General features: G+C 72.0%; 11 protein-coding genes. 8 read left to right on the top strand and 3 right to left on the bottom strand.

Annotated features, from left to right (window positions below):
• From ACIPK3_RS29645 to ACIPK3_RS29610, 8 genes are all read left to right on the top strand, one after another.
• The coding region (locus ACIPK3_RS29645) for a hypothetical protein (RefSeq protein WP_402574564.1) at window positions 1–189 on the top strand (189 nt) is incomplete at its 5' end.
• Window positions 190–469: 280 nt separating this feature from the next.
• Window positions 470–3,139 carry an amino acid permease gene (locus ACIPK3_RS29640; protein WP_402574562.1) on the top strand — a complete coding sequence of 890 codons (2,670 nt, stop codon included), beginning with the start codon at window positions 470–472 and terminating at the stop codon, window positions 3,137–3,139.
• A gap of 28 nt (window positions 3,140–3,167) precedes the next feature.
• On the top strand, window positions 3,168–3,536 hold the full coding sequence (locus ACIPK3_RS29635; RefSeq protein ID WP_402574560.1) for an HGxxPAAW family protein: 369 nt from the start codon (window positions 3,168–3,170) through the stop codon (window positions 3,534–3,536).
• A 34-nt stretch (window positions 3,537–3,570) separates the two neighbouring features.
• Window positions 3,571–4,497, top strand: a complete 927-nt coding sequence (locus ACIPK3_RS29630) for a DUF2797 domain-containing protein (RefSeq protein WP_402574559.1) — start codon at window positions 3,571–3,573, stop codon at window positions 4,495–4,497.
• Window positions 4,498–4,641: 144 nt separating this feature from the next.
• Entirely contained in the window at window positions 4,642–5,382 is a 741-nt protein-coding gene (locus ACIPK3_RS29625; protein WP_402574557.1) for a response regulator transcription factor, read from the top strand.
• Window positions 5,379–6,959: a sensor histidine kinase gene (locus ACIPK3_RS29620; protein WP_402574556.1), complete on the top strand. Its 1,581-nt coding sequence runs from the start codon at window positions 5,379–5,381 to the stop codon at window positions 6,957–6,959. The genes ACIPK3_RS29625 and ACIPK3_RS29620 overlap by 4 nt, the downstream gene beginning before the upstream one ends.
• A gap of 14 nt (window positions 6,960–6,973) precedes the next feature.
• Window positions 6,974–8,530 (top strand): glycosyltransferase, encoded by a 1,557-nt coding sequence (locus ACIPK3_RS29615; protein ID WP_402574554.1) that lies wholly within the window; start codon window positions 6,974–6,976, stop codon window positions 8,528–8,530.
• Entirely contained in the window at window positions 8,527–10,722 is a 2,196-nt protein-coding gene (locus tag ACIPK3_RS29610) for an ArnT family glycosyltransferase (protein WP_402574552.1), read from the top strand. The genes ACIPK3_RS29615 and ACIPK3_RS29610 overlap by 4 nt, the downstream gene beginning before the upstream one ends.
• Window positions 10,723–10,738: 16 nt before the next feature.
• Here ACIPK3_RS29610 and ACIPK3_RS29605 read toward each other — a convergent pair whose 3' ends face one another.
• The 3 genes from ACIPK3_RS29605 to ACIPK3_RS29595 all read right to left on the bottom strand — a co-directional run bounded on the left by ACIPK3_RS29605 (window position 10,739) and on the right by ACIPK3_RS29595 (window position 14,738).
• Window positions 10,739–11,209 (bottom strand): PPOX class F420-dependent oxidoreductase, encoded by a 471-nt coding sequence (locus ACIPK3_RS29605; RefSeq protein WP_402574551.1) that lies wholly within the window; start codon window positions 11,207–11,209, stop codon window positions 10,739–10,741.
• Window positions 11,210–11,283: 74 nt separating this feature from the next.
• Window positions 11,284–12,105 carry a YceI family protein gene (locus tag ACIPK3_RS29600; protein WP_402574549.1) on the bottom strand — a complete coding sequence of 274 codons (822 nt, stop codon included), beginning with the start codon at window positions 12,103–12,105 and terminating at the stop codon, window positions 11,284–11,286.
• A gap of 80 nt (window positions 12,106–12,185) precedes the next feature.
• Window positions 12,186–14,738 (bottom strand): MFS transporter, encoded by a 2,553-nt coding sequence (locus ACIPK3_RS29595; RefSeq protein WP_402574547.1) that lies wholly within the window; start codon window positions 14,736–14,738, stop codon window positions 12,186–12,188.
• Between the last annotated feature and the right edge of the window lie 5 nt (window positions 14,739–14,743).

Below are 14,743 nucleotides of genomic sequence, written 5' to 3'. Positions count from 1 at the left end.
GGCACGGGGGTCGGCTCGGTGTCCCTGGTGGACTCGCACATCACCGGCAACTCCAGCCCCTCCGCCCCGGCACCGGGCGGCGTCTGGACCGACACTCAGTACACCGTCGACGGATTGTCCACCATCACCGACAACACCCCCACCAACTGCCTCCTCAGCCCCGTCCTCGTCACCGGCTGCGTCGGCTAGGGCCTGTCGTTTGGATCAGGTCGGCGCGTCGGCGACCGACGACAACACGACAGACGCGCGTGCCGGGCCCCGCGTCTGCGGCCTGGGTGGACGTACGCCTGAAGGCGCGGCTGCACGGCCGCACGGAACGGCTCCCCGCTGCCGGCCGGGACGTCGGCCGGGGCGGCGGCGGCCGCACGAGGAATCTCACCCGGGGGATCCGGAAGATCCACGTCGGGCGGGCGGCTCCCGGGGCTTCGCTGCTGTTGCGGACGGGTGCGGCGCGGCGTTGGAATCGAGTGTGAGGATCTTCGGAGGTGCCGCGTCCGCGAGCCGCCCCGCGCCGGGAACGGCGGTCGGCCGCAAGGGGCTCAGGAGCGACGCCGTGGGTCTGTTCTCCTCGGTCGTCATCGGGCTGGCGTCCACCGCTCCCGCCTACAGCCTCGCCGCGACGCTCGGGATCATCGTGGCCGCCGTGGGACTCCAGGCACCGATCGTCATCTTGCTGGCGTTCATCCCGATGCTGCTGATCGCCTACGCCTTCCGGGAGCTCAACGCCGGCAACGCCGACTGCGGGACCACCTTCACCTGGGCCACCCGGGCCTTCGGGCCGCGCACCGGCTGGATGGGCGGCTGGGGCCTCATCGTCGCCGACATCATCGTGATGACGAACCTCGCCGAGATCGCCGGTGCCTACGGCTTCCGGCTGGTGGGGCTCGACGCGATGGCGGCCGACCGGATGTGGACCACCCTGGCGGGCATCGGCTGGATCATCGTGATGACCACCGTCTGCTACGTCGGCATCGAGTTCTCCGCCGCCGTACAGCGCTGGCTGCTCTGTCTCGAAGTGGCGGTGCTGCTGCTGTTCGCCGTCGCCGCGCTGGTCAGGGTCTACACCGATCCGCCCGCGACGGCGCTGCACGTGTCCGCCTCCTGGTTCAACCCCTTCCAGGTGCCCTCGGGGGAGGCCCTGACCTCCGCGCTGCTCGCGGGCGTCTTCATCTACTGGGGCTGGGACACCGCCGTGTCGATCAACGAGGAGACCGTCGACCGCACCCGTATCCCCGGGCGGGCGGCCGTCATGTCCACCGTGCTGCTGCTGGTGATATACGCGCTGGTGGCGGTGGCGGCGCAGGCGTTCGCCGGGGTCGGTGTCTCGGGCACGGGGCTGGCCAACGCCGAGAACTCGGGCGACGTGCTCTCCGCACTCGGCGCCGCCGTCTTCGGGGACAACACGGCCGGGCAGATCCTGCTGAGCCTGCTCGTCCTCATGGTGCTGACCTCGGCGCTGGCCTCCGCCCAGACCACCATCCTGCCGCTGGCCAGGACCGTCTTCTCCATGGCCGTACACAAGGTGCTGCCCGCCCGGTTCGCCCGCGTCCACCGCAGGTTCCTCACTCCGACCTGGTCGACCGTCGGCATGGGTGCCCTGTCGGTCGTCTTCCTGGTGCTACTGGCGACCTTCAGCGATAACGTCCTGGTCGATTCGATCGACTCGGTCGGCCTCGCGATCACCTTCTACTACGGCCTGACCGGCTTCGCCTGCCTCTGGTACTACCGGAGCATCCTCACCCGCAGCCCCAAGGACCTGATCTTCAAGGGTCTGCTTCCGGGGCTGGGCGGGCTGTTCATGCTCTGCCTCTTCCTCTACGCCATCTACGTGTACGCGGACCCCGGCTACGGCGCGACCACCATCGACCTGCCGCTGATCGGGCCGACGGGCGGGGTCGTGGTCGTCGGCCTCGGCGCCCTCCTCATCGGCCTCTTCCTCATGCCGCTGGTCACCCGGGGTCACACCGCCGCACTCAAGCTCCAGCGGAGCCTGCTCCCGGACCGGCTGCCACCGCACACCGCTCTGGAGTCGGCCGGCCGTTATCTCCCGGCCGACAACGGCTCGGGAGTCGGCGGCGACTGGTTCGACGTCATCCCGCTCTCCGGCACCCGGGTCGGACTGGTCGTCGGGGACGTCCTCGGCCACGGACTGCGCGCCGCCGCCACCATGGGGCGTCTGCGCACCGGTGTGCAGGTGCTGGCCCGGCTGGACCTGGCACCGGACGAGGTGCTCGCCCGGCTGGACGACCTGGTGGAGCAGATGGCCCATGAGGACGGCGCCGGACCGGGGGCCAAGGGGGTGACCTGCCTGTACGCGGTGTACGACCCCGTCTCCGGGCGGTGCAGTCTGGCGCGGGCGGGGCCGTCCCCCCTGGCGGTGGTCGATCCGGGCACCGGAGCCGTGGACCGGCCCGAGCTGCCGTCCGGGCCGCCGCTGGGCGTCGGCGGCCTGCCGTACCAGAGCAGCGAACTGCGGCTCGCCCCGGGAAGCGTCGTCGCCTTCTTCACCAACGGGCTGCTCCAGGCTGCGGACGGCCCCGACGCCGGGTTCCGGCAGCTCGCCGAGGTGCTCGCCGACCACCGGCGGCCGCTGGAGGAGCTGTGCGAGTGCGCGGTGGCCGGGTTGCTGCCCGGTCCCGTCGACGAGGACGCGACGCTGCTCCTGATCCGCACCCGGATGCTCGACCGCCGCCAGTTCGTCCAGTGGGAACTGGATCCGGACCCGGCCGCGGTCGGCGCCCTGCGCGGCACGGTCTCCGCGCAGCTCGACGCGTGGGGGCTCGACGAGCTCTCGTTCACCACCGAGCTCGTCGTGAGCGAGCTGGTCACCAACGCGATCCGCTATGTCGGCGGCCCGATCCAGGTACGCCTGATCCGCGACCGCACCCTGATCTGCGAGGTCTCCGACACCGGCCACACCACCCCGAACCTGCGGCACGCGGCGAGCGACGACGAGGGTGGCCGGGGGCTGTTCATCATCGCCGGGATGACCCATCTGTGGGGGACGCGGTACACGTCCACCGGAAAGATCATCTGGACGGAACAGACCTTGCCGGGGGAGGCGGGGGCGACGGAAGGGGCGGCGGAGGGGGCGGAGCAGACGGCGGAGTCGCCCGGCGCTAGGGTGCTGCCACCGTGATGTTGGAGAGACACAGACGGGGGTAGCAGTGAGCGGTCATCTTCACGACGAGGGTCACACGGTCGCAGGCTGGACCGGAACCGCTGTCGCGACCATCGGTTCGACGGTGGTCGGGGTCGGCATGGTCATGACGTCGACACCGCTGATGGCCGTGGGCCTCGCGGTCGTCGCGGTGAGCGTCCTCGTCACCTGGTCCCTCCACCTCGCCGGCTGGGGCAAGCCACCCGGCCCCCGGCCCAAGGGGCAGTGGGGCATGCGGTTGCGGGACACCGGCGCGCGTGCCGGGCACCCCGGCTGCGTCAGCTGCCGCCTCGCCGGGCGGGGGCGCCGCGCGTCGACCGCCGTTCAGGAGACCGCCACCGTTCACGAGACCGCCGAGGCCGAGGCCGGGGGCTGAGCCGCGGCCGTGCCGCCCCCTACCCTCGGAGGTGATGGCACAGGTGTGGAGATGCTCGGGGCTGCGGTGGTCGCAGGACGGTCCCGTGCTGGTGTGGGACGGGGGCCGGCGCAGCGCGCTGGGCCGGGGGAAGAGCGTCGCCTTCGGGGTTCCGGACGGGACCGTGCGGACGTGTGTGGGGGCCCGGGGACACGGGTGTCCGCGGCGGACGGCGGTGCCGGGGCGCAGTACCGGCGCGCGGTGTGAGGAGTGTGCCCGCCTCGACCGGGCGCACTCGGTTGCCGCCGACACGATCGCCGACGACCCCCGGCCGTACCGCGTCTATCTGGCCTGGTTCGGGCCCGGCATGGTCAAGGTCGGGATCACCGCCGTCGAGCGGGGCTCCGCCCGGCTGCTGGAGCAGGGCGCCGTCTGTTTCAGCTGGCTCGGCACGGGCCCGCTGATGGCCGCCCGGCGCACCGAGGAACTGCTCCGCGCCGCGCTCGGGGTGCCCGACCGGATCCCGTACGCCGACAAGCGTGCCGTACGGTCCGAGCTGCCCCGGACGGCGGAGGGCCGGGCCGCCGAGTTGGTCGAGCTGCACGGGCGGGCCGTCGCGCTCACCGGCTGGCCCGAGTCCCTCGCGCGTGAGCCGTGTCTGCCGGTCGACCACGCGACGGTCTTCGGGATCGCGGGGACCCCCGGGACGTCCGGGGACTCGGGAGCCGAGGGACTGCCCGTCGCCTTCGGGGAGGTCGCCGAGCTGGTGCCCGGCGGGGCCGTCGGCGGTGAGCTGGTCGCGGCCGCCGGGCCCGACCTGCACCTCGCGACCGCGCGCGGGGTCGTCGTACTGGACACGCGGCTGATGACCGGGTGGGAGCTGTGTCCGGCGCCCGAAACGGCCACGGCCCCGGGCGGCGGTCACGGCTTTCCTGTGCGTGAGCTGAGGCGGAACGCGGGGTTCCAGGACGGGCTGTTCTGACGGTTCTGACGGTGGACATGAGATCAGCAGGTCAGCGCGGCCATGAGCGGCCCGGGCACTGCCTGAGAGTCTCCTGTGAGTTTCTTAGGTAATTCACAGGATCGGCAAAGCAGGCTCTCAGCGGGCGCCGACAAAGTGTCCGCCATGACCACGACCTCGCCCCAGGGGCGCACCGAACTGCTGAGGCCGGACGGGAGCCCCGTCCGCGTGCTGGTGGTCGACGACGAACTGTCGATCACGGAACTCCTGTCCATGGCCCTGCGCTACGAGGGCTGGCAGATCAGAAGCGCCGGCGACGGCCAGGGCGCTCTCCAGACCGCCCGGGACTTCCGGCCCGACGCCGTCGTCCTCGACATGATGCTGCCCGACATGGACGGACTCACCGTGCTCGGCCGGCTGCGCCGCGATCTGCCCGACGTGCCGGTCCTCTTCCTCACCGCGAAGGACGCGGTGGAGGACCGGATAGCCGGGCTCACCGCGGGCGGCGACGACTACGTCACCAAGCCGTTCAGCCTGGAGGAGGTCGTGGCCCGGCTGCGTGGGCTGATCCGCCGCTCCGGCGCCGCCGACCGCCGCTCCGACTCCGTGCTCGTCGTCGGGGACCTCACCCTGGACGAGGACAGCCACGAGGTCTCGCGGGACGGCGAGGGCATCCACCTCACCGCCACCGAGTTCGAGCTGCTGCGCTTCCTGATGCGCAACCCGCGGCGCGTGCTCAGCAAGGCGCAGATCCTGGACCGCGTGTGGTCCTACGACTTCGGCGGCCAGGCCAACGTGGTCGAGCTCTACATCTCGTACCTGCGCCGCAAGATCGACGCCGGCCGGGAGCCGATGATCCACACCCGGCGCGGAGCCGGTTATCTGATCAAGCCCGCCACGTCATGAGCGCACGACGACGATCGCCCGCACGCAAGTGGTGGCGGGCGGGACAGCCGCGGACCCTGCGTACGCGGCTCGTCGTCGCGTCCGTGGTGCTGATCGCCGTGGTCTGCGCGGTGATCGGCACCGTGACCACGGTGGCCCTGCGGTCCCACCTCTACCAGGAGATGGACCGGCAACTCGGCGAGGCCGCCGGGCGCGCGGCCGGTGTGCAGCCCGGGGGCGGCGGCCCGCCGCCCGGGGACGGCGGCCCCGCCAAGGTGGACCGCATCCCGACCCCACTCGGTGAATTCGTCAGCCGGGGCCCGGGGGACGGCACGGTCGCCGCCAGGATCGAGAACGGCACCGTCACCGAGGGCGAGGTGAGCCGGAAGACCACCTACGACAACGGCGCCCACAAGTCCCTTGACGCCGCGCAGCGCTCGGCGCTCGGCGCGGTCCCGCGCGACAGGGACCGGCACACGGCCGAACTCCCCGGACTGGGCGAGTACCGGGTCATGTACATCAGCGGGCCCAAGGGCACCTACTACGTCGCCGTGCCCACCGACGCACTCAACAACACCATCAACACGCTGATCCTCGTCGAGGCCAGCGTCACCGCCGCCGGTCTCGTCGCGGCCACCCTCGCCGGTGTCGTGATCGTCGGCCTCGCCACCCGCCCCCTGCGCAAGGTGGCCGCCACCGCCACCCGGGTCTCCGAACTGCCCCTGCACAGCGGCGAGGTGCAACTGAGCGAGCGGGTCCCGGAGTCCCAGACCGACCCGGGCACCGAGGTCGGCCAGGTGGGCGCCGCGCTCAACCGGATGCTCGACCATGTGCACGGCGCCCTGCACGCCCGCCAGCAGAGCGAGACGCGGGTACGGCAGTTCGTCGCCGACGCCAGTCACGAGCTGCGCACCCCCCTCTCCTCCATCCGCGGCTACGCCGAACTGACCCGGCGCGGCCGGGAGGAGATCGGGCCCGACACCCGGCACGCGCTGGGCCGTATCGAGTCCGAGGCGGGCCGTATGACGCTGCTCGTCGAGGACCTGCTGCTGCTCGCCCGCCTCGACGCGGGCAGGCCGCTCCAGTTCGAGCACACCGACCTCGTCCCGCTGGTGGTGGACACCGTCAGCGACACGCGCGCGGCCGGCATGGAGCACAACTGGCGCCTCGACCTGCCCGACGAACCGGCCCTGGTCTCCGCCGACGCGGCCCGCATCCAGCAGGTGCTGGTCAATCTGCTGGGCAACGCCCGCAAACACACCCCGCCCGGCACGACCGTCACCGCGCGCGTCCAGCGGCGCGGCACGTGGATGTGCGTCGACGTCGAGGACAACGGTCCGGGCATCCCGGCCGAGCTGCTGCCGCATGTCTTCGAGCGGTTCGCGCGCGGCGACTCGGGGCGTTCCCGGGCCACCGGGTCCACCGGCCTCGGGCTGGCCATCGTGCAGGCCGTCGCGGCCGCGCACGGCGGCGCCGTCACGGTCGACAGCGTCCCGGGCCGCACCGTTTTCACGGTCCACCTGCCCGCGCCCGACGCCGGACGGCCGCACTCACAGCCACACCACAGTTCCACCACACGGGTGCGACAGGGCGGTTGACGAGAGTCTTCCCCATGCGAACCGACTCTTCTCCCGGCACCCTGCCGGCGCGGGAGCACCTCCCGGCCGGAACCGCCGGTACGCCTGTCCTGGACGTAGTGATCCCCGTCTACAACGAGGAGAAGGACCTCCGGCCGTGCGTACTCCGACTGCATGACCATCTCAAGCGCACCTTCCCGTACGCGTTCCGCATCACCATCGCGGACAACGCCTCCACGGACACCACCCCGCAGGTGGCGGGGCGGCTGGCGGACGAGCTCGCCGAGGTGACCTCGTTCCGGCTGGAGCAGAAGGGCCGCGGCCGGGCGCTGCGGACCGTCTGGTCGGCCTCCGACGCTCCGGTCCTCGCGTACATGGACGTCGATCTGTCCACCGACCTCAACGCGCTGCTGCCCCTGGTGGCGCCGCTGATCTCCGGCCACTCCGACCTGGCGATCGGCTCCCGGCTGTCCCGCAGCTCGCGCGTGGTGCGCGGCGCCAAGCGGGAGTTCATCAGCCGCTCCTACAACATGATTCTGCGTGGCTCGTTGCAGGCGCGCTTCTCGGACGCCCAGTGCGGTTTCAAGGCCATCCGGCGCGATGTCGCCCAGGTGCTGCTCCCGCTGGTCGAGGACACCGGCTGGTTCTTCGACACCGAGATGCTGGTCCTCGCCGAGCGGGCCGGGCTCCGGATCCACGAGGTGCCCGTCGACTGGGTCGACGACCCGAACTCGACCGTGCACATCGTGAAGACGGCGACCGAGGACCTCAAGGGCGTGTGGCGGGTCGGCAGGGCCCTGGCCACGGGCTCGCTGTCGCTGGACCGGCTCACCCGGCCATTCGGTGACGACCCGCGAGACCGTGAGATCAAGGACGTGCCGAAGGGCCTGGCCCGGCAGCTCGTCGGCTTCTGTGTCGTCGGCGGCCTGTCCACGCTCTTCTACCTCCTGCTCTACAGCGGCTTCCGGCAGTTCTCCGACGCGCAGGTGGCCAACGCGCTGGCGCTGCTGGTCTCGGCCATGGCCAACACCGCGGCCAACCGGCGCCTGACCTTCGGGGTGCGCGGCCGCGGCGGCGCCGTACGGCACCAGGCGCAGGGCCTGGTCGTCTTCGGTATCGGGCTCGCCCTCACCAGCGGCTCGCTCGCCGCCCTGAACGCGGCGACCAGCGACCCGGCGCACTCCACCGAGCTCGCGGTCCTCGTCGCCGCCAACCTCGCCGCGACCGTGCTGCGCTTCCTGCTCTTCCGCGCCTGGGTGTTCTCGGACCGCCGGGACCCCGACGAGGGCCCCACCGCGGTGACGGAACCCGAGCCGGCCCACCACCCGGCCGCGGCGCCCTACGCGGCGTACGTCCCGCACCGGACCGAGCGGTACCACGCCGGTGAGACCGCGAACGGCGCCTGGAACAACGGTGCCTGGAACGACGGTGCCTGGAGCGACGGTGCCTGGAGCGAAGGTGCCCGGCACGACGGCTCCTGGCAGGACGGCACCCGGCAGTACACCGGCGGGCAGGACGGCGGCTGGGCGGACGCCACCATGCGGCTCCAGCCGACCCGCCCCCGCGACATCGAGTCCGGGGACCACCGGTGACTCACCCGGGCAGTACCGCCACCTGGGCCCCGACCCCGGAGTCCCCTGCGCGGGGGCGGCACACGGCCCCCGCGCCCGGGGCGGGCGAGCCCGAGCAGCCCGCGGTACGGCGACCGTGGCACGGCCGCCCCGACGACCCGCGCTGGGCCCGCCCGGCCCTCCTCGGCCTGCTGGCCGCCACCTTCCTCCTCTACCTGTACAACCTCAGCTCCTCCGGCTACGCCAACTCCTTCTACTCGGCGGCCGTCCAGGCGGGCAGCACCTCCTGGAAGGCGTTCTTCTTCGGCTCGCTGGACGCGGGCAACGCCATCACGGTCGACAAGCCCCCGGCCTCGCTGTGGCCGATGGAACTGTCGGTGCGCGTCTTCGGCCTGAACTCCTGGGCGATCCTGCTCCCCGAGGTCGTCATGGGCGTCCTGACGGTCGCCGTGGTGTACACGGCCGTACGCCGCCGGTTCAGCGCCGGGGCCGCCCTGACCGCGGGCGCCGTGCTCGCGCTCACACCCGTCGCGGCGCTGATGTTCCGGTTCAACAACCCGGACGCGATCCTGGCCCTGCTGATGGCCGTCGCCTGTTACCTGGTCGTCCGGGCAGTGGAGGACGGCCGCACCAAGTGGCTGGTGTGGGCGGGTGTGGCGATCGGCTTCGCCTTCCTCGCCAAGACACTCCAGGCCTTCCTGATCCTGCCCGCGCTGGCGCTCGTCTACGCGGTCTGCGCCCCGGTGCGGCTGCGGAAGCGGCTGGGACAACTGGCGCTGGCCACCGTCGCGCTGGTGGTCTCCGGCGGCTGGTGGGTGGCGGTCGTGGAACTGTGGCCCGCGTCCTCGCGGCCGTACATCGGCGGCTCGCAGAAGAACTCCTTCCTCGAGCTGACCTTCGGCTACAACGGGCTCGGCCGGCTGAACGGCGAGGAGACCGGCAGCGTCGGTGGCGGCGGCGGCGGCGGTGGTGGTGGGACCGGGCGGTGGGGCGAGACCGGCTGGGACCGGATGTTCGGCTCCGAGGTCGGCGGCCAGATCTCCTGGCTGCTGCCGGCCGCGCTGGTCCTGCTCGTGGCCGGACTGGTGCTCACGCGCAGGGCCCGCAGGACCTCGGTGACCCGGGCGTCGTTCCTGGTCTGGGGCGGCTCGCTGCTGCTCACCACGGTCGTCTTCAGCTACATGGCGGGCATCTTCCACCAGTACTACACGGTGGCTCTCGCCCCCTACCTGGCGGCCGTCATCGGCATGGGCGCCGGGCTGCTGTGGGAAAGGCGCGCCGATGTCCGGGCGTCCCTCGCCCTCGCCGCCTCGGTGGTCGCGGCCGTGGTCTGGTCCTACGTCCTGCTCGACCGCACCCCCGACTATCTGCCGTGGCTGAAGTGGCTGATCCTGACCGGTGGTCTCGTCGCCGCGCTGGGGCTCGTCCTCGCCGGCCGGGTGAGCCGGCAGTTGGCCCTCGGGGCGGCGGCGGTCGGCCTGGTCGCCGCGCTGGCGGGTCCCACGGCGTACACCGTCAGCACGCTGCGACAGACCCACACCGGTTCGATCGTCACGGCCGGTCCGGCCGGCGCGAGCACGATGGGTGGCGGGCGCGGTGGTCCCGGCGGTGGCCCTGGGGGTGGTCCCGGCGGTGGTCCCGGCGGCGGAATGCGCGGGGGCATGGGCGGCGGGATGCCCGGCCAGGGCCAACAAGGGCAGCCGGGCCAACAGGGCCAAGGTCAGCAGGGCCAAGGTCAGCAAGGCCAAGGCCAACAGGGCCGAGGTCAGCAGGGTCAGCAGGGTCAGCAAGGCCAAGGCTTCCCGGGCCGAGGCAGCGCCCGTGGTGGCGGTGGCGGTGGCGGAGGCCTGCTCAACGGTGCCAACGTCTCCACCGAGGCCAAGCAACTCCTGCAGACGAACGCGGGGGACTACACCTGGGCGGCCGCGTCCATCGGTGCCCAGAACGCCGCGAGCTACCAGCTGGCCACCGGCGAACCGGTGATGGCGGTCGGCGGCTTCAACGGCACGGATCCGTCACCGACGTTGGCCCAGTTCAAGGAGTACGTGGCGGCCGGAAGGATCCACTACTTCATCGCGGGCGGCACCATGGGCGGCGGCACGGGAAGCAGCAGCAACGGCACCGCTTCCCGGATCACCTCATGGGTCGAGAGCAACTTCAAGAAGGTGACGGTGGGTTCGGTCACCTTCTACGACCTGACGCAGCAGAACTGAACCGATCCCGGTCAGGCTAGCCCTCCCCGGCCAGTCGGGCCGGGAAACCGCCCGTGGCCACCGGGCCCCAGCGGTGGGGTGTCACCCGGATGACGGACTTGCCCTGCTTGACCATCGCCTGCCGGTACTCGTCCCAGTCCGGGTGTTCGCCGGCGATGTTGCGGTAGTACTCCACGAGGGGTTCCACGGAGTCGGGGCAGTCGATGACCTCGGCCGTTCCGTCGATCTGGACCCACGGGCCGTTCCAGTCGTCGCTGAGCACGATCAAACTGACCCGTGGGTCCCGTTTGGCGTTGCGGGTCTTGGCGCGTTCCGGGTAGGTGGCGGCCACGATCCGTCCCGAGTCGTCCACCCCGCAGGTCAGCGGCGAGCCCTGGGGTTCGCCGTCGGACCGCCGGGTCAGCAGGACGGCGCGGTGGCGGGTCCGTACGAAGTCCAGCAACTCGTCCAGGCCGACGCTGGTGTTGGTCGCGATGTTCGGTGCCATGCCCGCCACCCTAGGGGCGGCGGGCATGCTCGTGGCTGACCCTGTTGTGCGTACGTCTGTACCTGCGTCCGTGTCTATGCCTGCGGCAGCGTTCCGCCCTGTACCGCCTGGATGTCCAGCTCGACCTTGAGCGTGGTGCCGATTGCCGCGATGCCCGCCTGGAGCACCTGGTTGTAGTTCATGGCGAAGTCCTCGCGCCGCAGTTCCGCCGTCGCGCGGAAGGCGGCGCGGGTGCCGCCCCAGGGATCGGCGCCGGTGCCGAGGTAGGCGAGGTCGAGGTCCACACGGCGTACCACGCCGTGCATCGCGAGTTCGCCGTGGACGGTCCAGCGGTCGGGGCCCGCCGCGGTGACGCCCGTGGAGGCGTAGGTGATCTCGGGGTGGTTCTCGACGTCCAGGAAGTCACCGGAGCGCAGATGGGTGTCGCGCATGGTGTTGCCGGTGTCGACGGACGCCGCCTGGATCACCGCGGTCACCCGGGAGTGGACGATGTCGTCCGCGGCGATCTCGATGCTCCCGCCGAACTCGGTGAACCGGCCGTGCACGCTGGAGATGCCCAGGTGCTGGGCGACCGCGGCGACGGAGGAGTGCGCCGGGTCGATGGTCCAAAGACCCGGCGGCGGCAGTTCGGCGCCGCCCTGCCGGGCCAGGGTCACCGTGCCGACCTCGGCGCGGCCGCTCGCGGTGACGAGGGCGCTGGAGGCGGTGGGCGCGTAGCCGACGGCGGTGACGATCACCGTGTAGGCGCCCGGGGCGAGCTCGGTCGTGTCGCGTACGGCGCCCTCGGGGTCCGCCTCGGCGCGCAGCACCTGCGTACCGGTCATGTCCGTCACCGTGACGACCGCGTGCGACACGGCCCATCCGTCCCTGGTGCGGATCTTCGCGGTCAGTGCCATCCCGTTTTTCTCCCTGTGATCGGTCGAATGACGACGGCCCGTGACACGCGGATCGCGTGTGTCACGGGCCGTCGGTTGAACTACGCGCCGGGGTGGGCGAGTTCGATGTCGTGGCCGTCGACTCCGGTGCTGTGCACGGTCAGCGCGGTGGCCACCGGCGGGTAGCCCGTCGCGATGACGGTGTACTCGCCGCCGTCCAGGTCGGCGAAGGCGTACGCCCCGTCCGTCCCGGTGGTCGAGGTGCCGACGACGTTGCCCGCCGCGTCCACGAGGGTCACCCGGGCGTCGCCGAGCGGGCCGTGCGGGGCCCGTACGACACCCTGGAGGCGGGCGCCGGCGTCCAGGTCGACCTCGATCCGGGTGACCCCGGTCGCGCCGATCTCGACCGGCAGGGCGCGGGGCCGGAACCCGGCCGCGTTCACCGCGACGGTCACCACGCCGGGCACCAGCTCGGCGAAGCCGAACTCGCCCTGCTCACCGGTGGTCCCGGTGGCCAGCAGGTCGCCGCGCACATCGGTGACGATCACCATCGCGTCGCCGACCGGCAGCGCGCTCCCGGCCGCCCGCACGGTACCGGTCAGCCCGCTGGTGCCGCTGAGCAGGATGTCGTAGGGCACCGGCTCGTCGCCCACGACGACCGTGCAGGCCTGCGGCTGGTAGCCGTCGGCGGAGGCGATCAGGACGTACGATCCCGCGCCCGGCGCGTCCAGCGTGTACGAGCCGTCGGCCCTGGCGACCGAGCGGCCCAGCTGGCTGCCGGAGAGGGAGATCAGGGTGACGGCGGCCTGCGGGACCGGGGCGCTCTCGGCGCCGCGGACGAAGCCGTGCACCGGGATGCCGCCGGAGGTGGGCTGCCCGGGGGCGTCCGCCGTGGCGACCGCGGTGAGCACGGGCGCGGCGGCCGTGGCGGTGCCGTCGCCGTCCTGGGTGTCGAGCACGGGTGCGGCCCAGCTCGGCGTCCGCTCCTCGGCGGGCTCCTCCGCCGTCCGCTGGACGGGGACCGAGGCCTCGGCGACGGCGGCGGCCTGCTCCTCGGCGGCCTGGGCCAGCGCGCCGGACGTCCGCAGCGGCACCTCCTTGATGAAGAGGCAGAACAGCAGCGCCAGCAGCGCGGAGGGGGCGGCGTAGAGGAAGACGTCGGCGATGCCGTGGCCGTAGGCGCTCTCCAGCCAGGTGCGGACCGGGGCGGGCAGCAGGTTCATGTCGGGCAGTGAGCCGCTGCCGGTCGCGTGGGCGGCCGCGGCCTGTGCCTTCGGGGTCAGGTCGCCGATGGTGTCGGTGGCGTAGTGGGTGATGCGGGTGGACATCAGCGAGCCGAGCACACCGACGCCGACCGCGCCGCCGAGCGAGCGGAAGAAGCTCACCACGGAGGAGGCGGCGCCGAGGTCCGCCGGGCCGACCTGGTTCTGCGTGGACAGGACGAGGTTCTGCATCATCATGCCCACGCCGATGCCCAGGAGCGCCATGTAGATGGCCAGCTCCCAGTACGGGGTGTCGTAGCGCATCAGGCCGAGCAGGCCGAGACCCGCGGTCAGGAAGACACCGCCGGCGACCAGCCAGCCCTTCCAGCGGCCGGTGGCGGTGATGAACCGGCCGGAGAGCATGGAGGAGACGAACAGACCACCGATCATCGGGATGGTCATGACGCCGGACATGGTCGGCGACTCGTCGCGGGCGAGCTGGAAGTACTGCGAGAAGAAGACCGTGCCCGAGTACATGCCGACACCGACGAACAGCGACGCCAGCGAGGCCAGCGAGATGGTGCGGTTGCGGAACAGGCGCAGCGGGATGATCGGCTCGGCGGCCCGGCTCTCGGTGAGGACGAAGAGCAGGGCGAGCAGGATCGTGCCGCCGACCATGGCGTAGGTCTGCCAGGACACCCACTCGTACTTGTCGTCGGCGAAGGTCACCCAGATCAGCAGCAGCGAGGCGGCCGCGGTGATGAAGAAGGCGCCGGTCCAGTCGACCTTGACCTTCCGCTTGCTGACCGGCAGGTGCAGCGTCTTCTGGAGCACGATCAGCGCGATCAGCGCGAAGGGGATGCCGACGTAGAGGCAGTAGCGCCAGCCGAGCCAGTCGGTGTCGGTGATGACACCGCCGAGCAGCGGGCCGCCGACGGTGGCGACGGCGAAGGTGGCGCCGGTGTAGCCGGAGTAGCGGCCCCGCTCACGGGGGGCGATCATCGCGGCCATGATCACCTGGACCAGGGCGGTGAGACCGCCCGCGCCCAGGCCCTGCACCACACGGGCGGTGATCAGGGTCGCCGGGTTCTGCGCCAGACCGGCGATGACCGAGCCGATGACGTAGATGACCAGGGATATCTGGACCAGCGCCTTCTTGCTCACCAGGTCGGCGAGCTTGCCCCAGATCGGGACGGACGCCGTCAGGGAGAGCAGCGCCGCCGTGACGACCCAGGTGTACGCGGACTGGCCGCCGCCGAGGTCCTTGATGATCGTCGGCAGTGCGTTGGTGACGATCGTCGAGGAGAGGATGGCGGCGAACAGGCCCAGCAGCAGGCCTGAGAGCGCTTCCATGATCTGTCGGTGTGTCATGGGGGCGGCGTTCTGCTCGGTGGAGCCTCCCCCGTGCTTGGCGTGGGCGGCCCGCACACCGGCTGGTGTGGTCGTTGCCATGGGAT

It is taken from the genome of Streptomyces sp. NPDC086787 (assembly GCF_044745865.1).
Taxonomy (GTDB): Bacteria; Actinomycetota; Actinomycetes; order Streptomycetales; family Streptomycetaceae; genus Streptomyces.
The sequence above is the reverse complement of the archived record's forward strand: the minus strand, read 5'-3'. Positions and strand labels throughout refer to the sequence as shown.

What these genes read in the sequence shown, in the direction of transcription:
- ACIPK3_RS29595 (WP_402574547.1), bottom strand. Translation starts at nt 14,738, where the DNA reads ATGGCAACGACCACACCAGCCGGTGTGCGGGCCGCCCACGCCAAGCAC.
- ACIPK3_RS29620 (WP_402574556.1), top strand. Translation starts at nt 5,379, where the DNA reads ATGAGCGCACGACGACGATCGCCCGCACGCAAGTGGTGGCGGGCGGGA.
- ACIPK3_RS29605 (WP_402574551.1), bottom strand. Translation starts at nt 11,209, where the DNA reads ATGGCACCGAACATCGCGACCAACACCAGCGTCGGCCTGGACGAGTTG.
- ACIPK3_RS29625 (WP_402574557.1), top strand. Translation starts at nt 4,642, where the DNA reads ATGACCACGACCTCGCCCCAGGGGCGCACCGAACTGCTGAGGCCGGAC.
- ACIPK3_RS29615 (WP_402574554.1), top strand. Translation starts at nt 6,974, where the DNA reads ATGCGAACCGACTCTTCTCCCGGCACCCTGCCGGCGCGGGAGCACCTC.
- ACIPK3_RS29630 (WP_402574559.1), top strand. Translation starts at nt 3,571, where the DNA reads ATGGCACAGGTGTGGAGATGCTCGGGGCTGCGGTGGTCGCAGGACGGT.
- ACIPK3_RS29600 (WP_402574549.1), bottom strand. Translation starts at nt 12,105, where the DNA reads ATGGCACTGACCGCGAAGATCCGCACCAGGGACGGATGGGCCGTGTCG.